We start from the raw sequence: 11,014 nt of genomic DNA, 5'->3' as shown, positions 1-11,014 counted from the left end.
GGAAAAGTGGTATCCCCTTTTCCCTGTCTGTTCGGGAAAAGTGGTATCCCCTTTTCCCTGTCTGTTCGGGAAAAGTGGTATCCCCTTTTCCCCGAGGGGCTCTAAACCAGGCCGACCCGCTGGCCGGGGAACAAGGTGATGACCGGGTGCAAGGTCGCGGGCACCGGCGAGCCGGGCTCGCGGTCCAGGCCCTGGGCCAGGACCTCGGGCTGGATCTGGATCCGGGTGCCCGAGCACGGGCTGGCCTCTTCGGGGGGCAGCGGCGGCCGGCCCCAGGATTCGATGCGCCCCAGCCGGGTCAGCGCGACGCGGTGCGCCTGGGCTTCCTCCAGCGCCGCCAGCACCGGCGAGGCCGGATCAAGCACCGGCTTGCCGGCCTCGGCGCGCATCAGGGCCAGCAGGTCCTCGTCGTCGACGCGCGCGCAAAAATCGATGTGAGCCAGCCCCAGGCCAAGGTCGAACAGCACGCCGCGCCGGTCGCCGACCCGCAGGGCCTCGGTATCCAGCCCGATTTCGGTCAGCACCCGGCGCTGGGACATCAGTCCCTTGCGGGCGTACACGCACAGATCAATGCGGGTCAGGGTTTCGCCGTCGGGGCCCAGGGTGCCGATCGCCTTGATCTGCTTGGCCTTGTGATCAAGCACCACGCGGGTGCCGCCATAGCCGCCGATGGCATCGCCGCCATACTCCCACAGCCGCGCGGTGACCAAGGTGCCGTCGCCGGGGCAGAAGGTGGCGGTGGCACCGGGCACGCCGATGGCCCATTTGGCCCCGGCCTTGTCCAGCGAGCCCAGCAGCACGCGGTCGAGCACGGCCACCGGGTGCCCCAGCACGGGCACGCCCATGCCGATCCGGGCGCGGCGTTCGGCCAGTTCCACGAGCAAGGCCCGCTTGCCGTCGTTGTCCATCGAGGACCAGGCGGTAATTTCGTCGGCGGTGCGAGCACAGCCGGTGCACCAGGCGCCATCGGGGGTCATCTCGCAAATGCCGACGCAAGGGGAGGGCATGGCACCGGTCATGGGGGGGTCCTTCCGGTCGAGAGGCAAGTCAGGGCGCCGTTCGAGGCACTCCCGGGGAGGGGGCGCATCGGGCCAGGCGGCTGCCTCGTGGTATGACATCCCCGGCCGTTGGTTGGAAGGGCCTTCTCCCGCGCCAAGCCCGGCTTCGGGGCGGGCCCCTTGTCCTTCGCGGGCAATAAACGCTCTTTTCGGGGGGGCGGGTTCCAGGATAGAGCATCGGGGCCCGTTTCGTGCCCTTGGAGGATCGCATGCCCCGTGCCGCCGAAAGAACCCTGGTTTCACCCGCCTGGGTGCAAGACCACCTGGACGCCCCCGACGTGCGGATCCTGGATGCCACCTGGGTGATGCCCGCCAGCGGCCGCGACCCCCGGGCCGAATACGAGGCCGCCCACATTCCGGGGGCCGTGTTCTTCGATATCGATGCCGTGGCCCGCGCCGGCGCGCCCAAGCCTCACACGGTCCCGCCCCCCGACGTGTTCGCCAGTGCCTGCCGGGCCTTGGGCCTGGGGAGCCATCATCACATCGTTGTCTACGATCGCCACGCCGGCGCCATGGCGGCGGCCCGGGCCTGGTGGTTGTTCCAGTTGTTCGGGCACGCCGAGGTGTCGGTCCTTGATGGCGGCTGGGACGCCTGGGTCGCCGCCGGCGGCGTCCAGGACGCCACCCCGGTCGTCCCCCGGCCCCGGGCCTTCACCGCGCGCTTGTGCCACCCCTGGCTGGCCGATGCCGATCAGGTCGAAAAGGCCCTGGGCGACGGCCGGCGCACGGTGATCGACGCCCGCTCGGCCGGGCGATTCAACAGCACCGAACCCGAACCTTGGGACAGCCCGCGCGGCGGGCGCATGCCCGGGAGTGTGAACGTGCCCTTTGGCGACCTGATGACCGGCCCGCACGGGGCGTTTTCGGCACCCGAGGCCCTGCGCGAAACCTTCGCCCGCGCCGGGGTCGATCTCGCCCGCCCGTTGATCGCCAGTTGTGGCACCGGGGTGACGGCGTGCGTCATCGCCCTGGGGGCGTGGCTGGCCGGCGCGCGCGATATCGCGGTGTATGATGGCTCCTGGTTCGAATGGAGCCGCGACCTTTCGCGTCCCGTGATCGGCTGAGCCGGCTGCCATGGCATGTGTGGACGACCGCCTGGATGCAAGGGGAAACTGAGGCGGCGGCTCGTGGTCTGGTGCGGTCAATCGGGTGAAGCCTTGGATACCCTCTCAAGAGGGCTCCTTGCTCTCAAGGCTGGCGTGGGGGAGACCGACAAGGTACCATAAAACGGTTGGGCTACGTCCCCGGCGTTTTGTCGGGGCAAGCGGGAGGAGAAGGTCTGGGGGAAACGCCCCCAGGCCGGGGTTGGAAACCGGGTTTTCCTGAAGCCCCCTCTCTTCCGGCAGGGGGGCTCCCCCCCGTGCGGTGGGAAGGAACCCGTCCGGCGCCCGGGAAGGGAATCGCTCATGGCGCGTCCGCGCTCGTTCAACTGTGATGAAGTCTTGCTGGCGGCGATGAAGGTCTTCTGGCGCCAGGGGTACGAAGCCAGCTCGATGGCCGACCTCATGGCGGCCACGGGCCTGAGCAAAAGCAGCCTGTACGGGGCCTTTGGCAGCAAGCACGGCCTGTTCCTGGCGGCCTTCGAGGCCTACCGCGACGAACGGCGCCGCGTGCTGCACGATCTCCTGGCCCAGGGCCCCACGGCCTTCGAGGCCATCGCCGCCTTTTTTCACAAGACGGTGGCGCACGCCTTGCAGGGCGATCGCCCCTTTGGCTGCATGAGCTGCAACGAGGCGGTCGAACTGGGCCCGCACGACGCCGACGTTCAGCGCCTGGTCGAAAGCGATTTCCAGAATATCGAGGAGGCCTTCGCCGCCGCCCTGGCTCGCGGACGCGCCGATGGCTCCATCCGTCCCGGGGACGACCGGGCGCGGGCCCGCTTCATGACCGTTCTCGTGGTGGGCATGCACACCATGATCCGGGCCCGGGTCGCGTCCGTGGTGTTGGAAGACGCGGTTCGGATGCTGCTGGATTCCCTTGCGCCCCCTTCTTGACGGAGACGGGGGGCGTGCCCATGTTGGTTCCGGACCGATTGGTCCTGATCGGGAAGGCCTTTTTTCCAAGGAGCCTCCCGCACAGAGGAAGGACACCATGGCCACGCAATCCCTTGAGCGTCTGTTTTCGCCGTTTTCCCTGGGTGATCTGTCCTTGCCCAACCGGGTGGTGATGGCGCCCCTGACCCGCAGCCGCGCGGCGCCCGGGGACGTGCCCACGCCCCTGATGGCCGAATACTACGGCCAGCGGGCCACGGCCGGCCTGATCATCACCGAAGCGTCGCAGGTGTCGGCGCAAGGCAAGGGCTACCCGCGCACGCCGGGCTGCTACAGCCCGGCGCAGGAGGCCGGCTGGTCGGAGGTCACCCGTACCGTGCACGACAAGGGCGGGCGGATGTTCCTTCAGCTTTGGCACGTGGGCCGGCTGTCGCATCCGGATGTCCAGCCCGACGGAGGCCTGCCGGTGGCGCCGTCGGCGATCGCGGCCCAAGGCGAGATTTACACCGAGGCCGGGCTCAAGACCCTGGTCGTTCCCCGGGCCTTGGAAACCGATGAAATCCCCGGCCTCATCGAGGCGTACCGTCAGGCGGCGCGCAATGCCCTGAAGGCCGGCTTCGACGGGGTCGAGGTTCACGGGGCCAACGGCTACCTGATCGATCAGTTCCTGCGCGATGGCTCGAACCAGCGCACCGACGCCTATGGCGGCTCGGTCGAAAACCGCATCCGCTTCCTGATCGAGGTGGTGGAAGCGGTCGTCGAGGTGATGGGGCCCAAGCGGGTGGGGGTGCGCCTGTCGCCGGTGTTCGAGGTGTTTTCGATGAAGGACAGCGATCCGGCCGCCACCTTTGGCGCCGCCGCCAGCGCGCTCTCCCGCTACGGACTGGCTTACCTGCACGTGGTCGAGCTGGGCGAGCAGCCCCTTGACTTCGCCGCCCTCAAGAAGGCGTTTGGCGGGCCCTACATCGCGGCCGGTGGCTATGACGCGGCCAAGGCCGAGGCGGCGTTGGCCAGCGGACGGGCCGATCTGGTCGCCTTTGGAACCCATTACATCGCCAACCCCGATCTGGTCGAACGCTTCCGCCGTGGCGCCCCCCTTGCCACCCCCAACCCGGAAACCTTCTTCCAGGGCGAGGAAAAGGGCTACACCGACTATCCGGTCCTGGCGTAACCAGGCCCGCGTCGCACAACGAAGGGGGCATTGCCCCCTCAAGGCGCGGGGGTGGCGGTCCATGGGCGCCGTCCCCGCGTTTCGGCCACCGAGCGCGCGCGCACGTGGCCGTTCTTGTCGATCCACAAGGCCCAGGCGCCTTCGCGCTCAAGGCGGGGGCGATCGATGATCACAGGCGCCGGGGTGTCGGGCGGCACGGTCCAGGCCCCGGCCACCACCACGTCGGCCTGCCCGGCGGCGTGGACCACGCCCTCGGCGGTGCGGGGCAGGGCCACCGTGACCCCGTGGCGCTGGTAAAGGCAGGCCAGGGCATCGCAGCGCAGGGGGGCCAGCGCCGAGGTCCCCTCGCCGGGAAAACGCCCGGCCTCGCCACCGTGGGCCTCGGTCCACACCTGGCGCGCGAAGCGCTCGCGGCGCCGGTCGCTGACCAGAAGGCCGCCGTCGTCGGCGCGCACCGCCACCAGCTTGCCCGCCGGTCCCACCAGCACGTCGGGGGTGGGGGTGAGGAAGGGCACCATCATGGCAGCCGCGATCACCGGTACCCCGGCCCAGCGCCAGGGCTGGCGCCACAAGCACAGCCACAAGCCCCCCAGCGCGGCCAGGCCCAGGGCCCAGGCCGGACCATCGGGCACGGCGACCTGCGCCCCGGGCCAACTCGAAACCCCGCGCGCCGCCCACACGATGACATCAAGCCCCCAGCCCATGGGAACCAGGGCCCAGTGCTCCAGGCCCAGGGGCATCAAGGCCAGGGCCGCCAGCCCCCAGGGCATGACCCATGTTCCCATCAGGGGCACCCCCACCGCGTTCGCGGCCAGGCCATAAAGGGCCACCCGGTGGAAATGAAAGGCGCTGAATGGGGTGGTGGCCAGGGTGGCGATGATGGTGGTGAGCAAAAGCCCCCCCACGTACAGCCCCAGGCGGCGGCCCGGGGCGAACCCGCCGGCCCGCGCGCCCCGGGGGGCGCGTGTGCGGGCGCGGTACCGGCTCAGGGCCTCGTAGGCGGCGATGAGGGCGATCACGGCGGAAAACGACATTTGAAAGCTGGGGCCCAGCAGGCTGTCCGGCCGCGCGGCCAGCACCACCAGCGCGGCCAGGGCGACCGAGCGCATGGACAGCGCGCGGCGGTCCACGATCACGGCCAGGAACACGAGCCCGGTCATCAGGAAGGCCCGCTGCGAGGGCACCGAGGCCCCGGACAACGCCAGATACCCCAGGCAGGCGGCCAGCGCGACCAGGGCGGCGAGTTTCTTGATCGGCCATCCCAGGGCCAGGGGCGGGCACAAGGCCATCACGGCGCGCACGCCCACGAACACAAGCCCTCCCACCATCGACATGTGCAGGCCCGAGATGGCGAGCAGGTGGGCAAGCCCGGCGCCGCGCAGGGCTTCCTGGACCGGCTCGGGCACGGCGCGGCGCTCGCCGGTGAGAAGGGCGGCGGCCAGCGGGCCGGTGGCACCGGGGCCGCCGGCGATCAGGCGGGCGGTGACATGGGCGCGCACGGCCTCCAGGCGCACGAAAAAGCCGGCCAGGGCGTGATCGGAGGGCGAGGCGGGGGCGGGGCGCACGGAAATCGGGCCCAGGGCGTAGCCCACCGCGCCAATCCCCTTGAACCACAAGGCCCGCGCCAGATCGTAGCCGCCGGGGCGCGCCGGCCAGCGGGGCGGCTCCAGCCGGGCGAGCAGGGCGATCCGCGTGCCCGGGGGGGGCATCGCGCCGTCGGGCGCGGCCTTGGCATGCACGCGCAGCCGGGCCCGGTGGGGCAAGGTCACGGCGCGGGGGCGCTCCAGGGCCAGATCCTCCAGCACCACCCGCCAGCCGTGGGGGAGGGGTTCGACCTGGCGCACCCGGCCCTCGATCACGGTGGGCCCCAGGGGATGCGCGAGCACCGGCGCCTGGACCCGCGCCGCGCCCGCCTGGGCCAGCACCGCCCCGGCCAGCACCGCCACCCCGGCCCGCGCCGCCAGGGTGGGGATCAGCCACGGCGGCACGACGGCGAGGACCGCGAGCCCCGCGACCAGGGCCAGCGGGAACAAGAGGGGCCAGGGCTCGGCGGGCAGGGCGAAGTACAGGACAATCCCCAGACCCACGGCGACGGGCAGCCACAAAATCCAGGCCTCGCGTTCCTGGCCCAGGGTGCGCGGCAGCCAGCCGGGCGCCGGGTCGGGGGCATCGGCGGGCAAGGGCGGGGAACGGGCAAGCCATCGCGGCATGGCACGGCGCACGATCAGGGGAAAAGGCATGGCTCCTGCAAGTGTGAGGCGTTCCCGGGGCGGGCGCAAGACCCGCTGTTGATCCGTTGGTGGCCCGCTGCTGGATTCATCGCGCGGGGTGTGCCGCCTGCCCCTGGCCCTGAAAGAAGCGCTCGGGCGGGCGGCCCCCCTGGTCTGGACGGGGGGGGCATGGTAAACAACCGCCTTTCGCCTTCCTTCCCGATCCCAGATCGAACCGAATCGAGCCATCCCATGACCGTTGTTACCCGTTTCGCGCCGTCGCCCACCGGTTTCCTGCACATCGGGGGGGCGCGCACCGCGTTGTTCAACTGGCTGTTCGCGCGCCATCATGGCGGGCGTTTCGTGCTGCGCATCGAGGACACGGACCGGGCCCGCTCCACGCCGGAAGCGGTGGCGGCCATCCTGGATGGCCTCGCCTGGCTGGGACTCGATTGGGAAGGCGAGCCGGTCTATCAGTTCGCCCGCGCCGCCCGCCATGCCGAGGCGGCCTTGTCGCTGCTGGAAAAGGGTCTGGCCTACCGCTGCTATTGCTCGCCCGAGGAACTCACGGCGATGCGCGAGGAGTTGAAGGCCAAGGGCCTGCCCCCGCGCTACGATGGCCGTTGGCGCGATCGCGATCCGTCGGAAGCCCCCGAGGGCGTGGCTCCGGTCATCCGCCTGAAGGCCCCGCAAAGCGGCGAAACGGTGATCGATGATCTGGTGCAAGGCTCGGTGACCGTGGCCAACAGCCAGCTTGACGACATGATCTTGTTGCGCGCCGACGGCACGCCCACCTACATGCTGTCGGTGGTGGTGGACGATCACGACATGGGCATCACCCATGTGATCCGGGGCGACGATCACCTGACCAACGCGTTTCGCCAGACGCAGCTCTACCGCGCCCTGGGCTGGGAGACGCCGCGCTTCGCCCATATTCCGCTGATCCACGGCCCCGACGGCGCCAAGCTGTCCAAGCGGCACGGGGCCCTGGGTGCCGAGGCCTACCGCGACATGGGCTTCCTGCCCGAGGCCCTGCGCAATTACCTGACCCGCCTGGGCTGGGGCCATGGCGACGCCGAGATCTTTTCCAGCGAGCAGGCGGCGGAGTGGTTCACCCTGGAAGGGGTGGGGCGCTCGCCGGCCCGCTTCGACATGCAAAAGCTGACCGCGCTCAATGGCCACTACCTGCGCACGGCCGAGCCGGCCCGGCTGGTGGAGGCCATCGTGCCCCGCCTGGAGGCGCTGCTGGAGGCCCCCCTGGACGCCGACGCCCGCGCGCGCCTGACCGCTGGCATGCCGGGCCTTCAGGAACGGGCCAAGACCCTGGTCGATCTGGCTGAATCGGCCGCGTTCTATGTGCGCCCCCTGCCGCTGCCCTTCGAGCCCAAGGCGAAGACGGCGGTGAGTGGCGATGCCGGGGCCTTGCTCGGCGCCCTGGCCACCGAGCTGGCGACCCTGGAGCCGTGGACGCGCGAAAGCCTGGAAGCCTTCGCCCGCGCCCAGGCCGAGGCGCGCGGCCTCAAGCTGGGGCAGGTGGCCCAGCCCCTGCGCGCCGCCCTGACCGGCAGCACGGTGTCGCCGCCTTTGTTCGAGATCATGGAAATCCTGGGCCGCGCCGAATCCCTGGCCCGCCTCGCCGCCCTGCCGGCCTGATCCGCGCGTCCTCTCGGATGCGAACCCGCCGGGTGCGAACCCCAAGGGAACGCCGGAATTCCGGGAGGATCGCACCGGCTTTAACCCGTTGATTTCAAGGAAAAGGGGGCATGGTGCCGTTGCACCGGCCCCCTTTTTTCGTCCCCCCCGCCCCCGGTTCGCACTCCCGTCCTGTTTTCTCCAATCCCCCCAGCATGATACACTCCGGCCGTCGCCCCCCGTGCGGGGGCGTGGATAGAAACGCGCATACGACAGCATTGGCCACGGCGGAAAATGTCGCCCCCCGTGCGGGGGCGTGGATAGAAACCCAGACACATCCCCAGCCCGAGAAATCATCGTGGAGTCGCCCCCCGTGCGGGGGCGTGGATAGAAACCATCCAGTCCCTGACCGAGCGCGATCTGGCGCGGTGTCGCCCCCCGTGCGGGGGCGTGGATAGAAACGATGGAGCCCCCATGACGGCGGCAATCCGCCAGGGTCGCCCCCCGTGCGGGGGCGTGGATAGAAACGACCCCACAGTGCGGACACCGTACATGCCAATAGGTCGCCCCCCGTGCGGGGGCGTGGATAGAAACGCGCGGGATGGTCGTCTGACCTGCGGCCTGATGGCGTCGCCCCCCGTGCGGGGGCGTGGATAGAAACGAGACCGACGATTTTGCGGACGATTTCAAGGTTGGTCGCCCCCCGTGCGGGGGCGTGGATAGAAACGTCGCGCGCCAGCAGTGCCGCCAACTCGTGCTGAACGTCGCCCCCCGTGCGGGGGCGTGGATAGAAACGGTCGGTACCTTGCGCACTATGGCGCGGCCATGAGTCGCCCCCCGTGCGGGGGCGTGGATAGAAACCACGCCGACATAGGGCGGATCGCAGTAGAACAGCGGTCGCCCCCCGTGCGGGGGCGTGGATAGAAACGTGGACCCCTGGGAAGCCGACCAGCACCCGGGCGCGTCGCCCCCCGTGCGGGGGCGTGGATAGAAACCGCCCCTTGTTGCTGGCGACAATCGCGGCAACAAGTCGCCCCCCGTGCGGGGGCGTGGATAGAAACTCGGCGGTGTGCTGACCCTGGGCGCCGGGCTGGTCGCCCCCCGTGCGGGGGCGTGGATAGAAACGCGAATCTCAGGCACGTCGTTGATCGATAGTACGAACGTCGCCCCCCGTGCGGGGGCGTGGATAGAAACAGCGGCCTTGGCCTGGTATGTCCCCTCCTGGCCGGTCGCCCCCCGTGCGGGGGCGTGGATAGAAACGACACCCAGAGCAGATGGAAGCGCGAAAGGTTTGATCGTCGCCCCCCGTGCGGGGGCGTGGATAGAAACTGGCCGCATGGACAAGCGCGGCGGAAGGCCCCGGTCGCCCCCCGTGCGGGGGCGTGGATAGAAACGGAGAATCGGTAGCGTGGGACAAGACGATCGAGAGTCGCCCCCCGTGCGGGGGCGTGGATAGAAACGTCGATTGGCTCCAAGGGATGGTTGTCCAGGGCGGTCGCCCCCCGTGCGGGGGCGTGGATAGAAACCATCGCTGGCCCCGGCCAGCGGCCCTCCTCAAGGCGTCGCCCCCCGTGCGGGGGCGTGGATAGAAACCATGCCGTCGCGCCAGAAAGGCCGGTTGCGGCGATGTCGCCCCCCGTGCGGGGGCGTGGATAGAAACTTCCCCGCAGGTGCGGGGTTACTCATCAAGGCTAGCGTCGCCCCCCGTGCGGGGGCGTGGATAGAAACCAGGCTGCTTTAAGCCGAGACATCAATCCACCTCGTCGCCCCCCGTGCGGGGGCGTGGATAGAAACGAGGTCCTCCGGCGTAGCTCTGCCAGAGCGCTCAAGTCGCCCCCCGTGCGGGGGCGTGGATAGAAACCCTTCTCGGTCAGGTAGACGCCGCACTCCCCGACCGTCGCCCCCCGTGCGGGGGCGTGGATAGAAACAGCGACGAGGGTGGCTGTTGCCCTTGTTCGGCAAGTCGCCCCCCGTGCGGGGGCGTGGATAGAAACCCAGGCCGAGCGGGCAATATCGGCCAGCGCCACGTCGCCCCCCGTGCGGGGGCGTGGATAGAAACTGACCACCTCCAGGGTATCGACGGTGATACTGGGCGTCGCCCCCCGTGCGGGGGCGTGGATAGAAACGCGGCCACATCGTCCGATCCGAAATACCCCGCTTGTCGCCCCCCGTGCGGGGGCGTGGATAGAAACTTCTGCCGGCGCCGCGAACTCGCCCGCGTCGCGCGTCGCCCCCCGTGCGGGGGCGTGGATAGAAACCTTGATCGTCCGGCGCCAGCACCGCCTGGGCCGCGTCGCCCCCCGTGCGGGGGCGTGGATAGAAACCCATGACTCCCGCTGGCGCTATGATCACGGAATGTCGCCCCCCGTGCGGGGGCGTGGATAGAAACCGCGCCCTTGAATAGGTCTGCGATGCCAGTCAGCGTCGCCCCCCGTGCGGGGGCGTGGATAGAAACGCTGCACAGCAATCCGGCGCCTCTGCCGAGCTTAGTCGCCCCCCGTGCGGGGGCGTGGATAGAAACATTGAAAAGGCGGCCGGCGCGGTTAATGCGACCGCGTCGCCCCCCGTGCGGGGGCGTGGATAGAAACCCCTGCGCTACGCCCGGGGCATCGGCCTTGACCTGTCGCCCCCCGTGCGGGGGCGTGGATAGAAACCACCACCATCTGGGGGGACATCCGCGCCTTTTGGTCGCCCCCCGTGCGGGGGCGTGGATAGAAACTCCCGCCCGACGCTCACGTCCTTTTCCAAAACAGTCGCCCCCCGTGCGGGGGCGTGGATAGAAACGCAGCGCCGAAGTCTCGTCCGATGCGCTGGTCTGGCGTCGCCCCCCGTGCGGGGGCGTGGATAGAAACGTCGAGGTTGGCTCCATACCAGTCACCGGCCTCGTCGCCCCCCGTGCGGGGGCGTGGATAGAAACTTATCGGCCTCGGCCAGGAGGCGGCTAGCGGCGGG

The 11,014-nt window shown here is 70.1% G+C and carries 6 protein-coding genes and 1 CRISPR repeat array; of the genes, 4 read left to right on the top strand and 2 right to left on the bottom strand.

Annotated elements, in window-relative coordinates; all coding sequences use genetic code 11:
* Positions 1-101 precede the first annotated feature (101 nt).
* Positions 102-1,019 (bottom strand): DUF1289 domain-containing protein, encoded by a 918-nt coding sequence (locus ROR02_RS05295; protein WP_147162975.1) that lies wholly within the window; start codon positions 1,017-1,019, stop codon positions 102-104.
* A 248-nt stretch (positions 1,020-1,267) separates the two neighbouring features.
* On the opposite strand from ROR02_RS05295, the gene ROR02_RS05290 reads away from it, so the two are divergent.
* From ROR02_RS05290 to ROR02_RS05280, 3 genes are all read left to right on the top strand, one after another.
* Entirely contained in the window at positions 1,268-2,122 is an 855-nt protein-coding gene (locus ROR02_RS05290; protein ID WP_147162974.1) for a sulfurtransferase, read from the top strand.
* 342 nt (positions 2,123-2,464) lie between these two features.
* Complete coding sequence (locus tag ROR02_RS05285; protein WP_147162973.1) at positions 2,465-3,052, top strand: TetR/AcrR family transcriptional regulator; 588 nt, start codon at positions 2,465-2,467, stop codon at positions 3,050-3,052.
* Between the two features lie 97 nt (positions 3,053-3,149).
* A complete protein-coding gene (locus tag ROR02_RS05280) occupies positions 3,150-4,220 on the top strand; it encodes an alkene reductase (RefSeq protein ID WP_147162972.1) in 1,071 nt (356 codons plus the stop codon).
* A 38-nt stretch (positions 4,221-4,258) separates the two neighbouring features.
* Here the strand turns inward: ROR02_RS05280 and ROR02_RS05275 are convergent, their stop codons facing one another.
* A complete protein-coding gene (locus tag ROR02_RS05275; protein ID WP_170244975.1) occupies positions 4,259-6,460 on the bottom strand; it encodes a ComEC/Rec2 family competence protein in 2,202 nt (733 codons plus the stop codon).
* A 222-nt stretch (positions 6,461-6,682) separates the two neighbouring features.
* Between ROR02_RS05275 and gltX the strand changes: the two genes are divergently transcribed.
* Positions 6,683-8,083 (top strand): glutamate--tRNA ligase, encoded by a 1,401-nt coding sequence (gene gltX / locus ROR02_RS05270; protein ID WP_147162970.1) that lies wholly within the window; start codon positions 6,683-6,685, stop codon positions 8,081-8,083.
* A gap of 210 nt (positions 8,084-8,293) precedes the next feature.
* Positions 8,294-10,979: a CRISPR direct-repeat array (repeat unit 32 nt; unit sequence GTCGCCCCCCGTGCGGGGGCGTGGATAGAAAC).
* Positions 10,980-11,014: the final 35 nt, after the last annotated feature.

It is taken from the genome of Pararhodospirillum oryzae (assembly GCF_007992075.1).
In the GTDB taxonomy this organism is placed as follows: domain Bacteria; phylum Pseudomonadota; class Alphaproteobacteria; order Rhodospirillales; family Rhodospirillaceae; genus Pararhodospirillum; species Pararhodospirillum oryzae.
The sequence above is the reverse complement of the archived record's forward strand: the minus strand, read 5'-3'. Positions and strand labels throughout refer to the sequence as shown.

Excerpts from the sequence above, each read along its gene's own strand:
- ROR02_RS05275 (WP_170244975.1), bottom strand. The coding sequence starts at position 6,460 with ATGCCTTTTCCCCTGATCGTGCGCCGTGCCATGCCGCGATGGCTTGCC.
- ROR02_RS05285 (WP_147162973.1), top strand. The coding sequence starts at position 2,465 with ATGGCGCGTCCGCGCTCGTTCAACTGTGATGAAGTCTTGCTGGCGGCG.
- gltX (WP_147162970.1), top strand. The coding sequence starts at position 6,683 with ATGACCGTTGTTACCCGTTTCGCGCCGTCGCCCACCGGTTTCCTGCAC.
- ROR02_RS05280 (WP_147162972.1), top strand. The coding sequence starts at position 3,150 with ATGGCCACGCAATCCCTTGAGCGTCTGTTTTCGCCGTTTTCCCTGGGT.
- ROR02_RS05295 (WP_147162975.1), bottom strand. The coding sequence starts at position 1,019 with ATGACCGGTGCCATGCCCTCCCCTTGCGTCGGCATTTGCGAGATGACC.
- ROR02_RS05290 (WP_147162974.1), top strand. The coding sequence starts at position 1,268 with ATGCCCCGTGCCGCCGAAAGAACCCTGGTTTCACCCGCCTGGGTGCAA.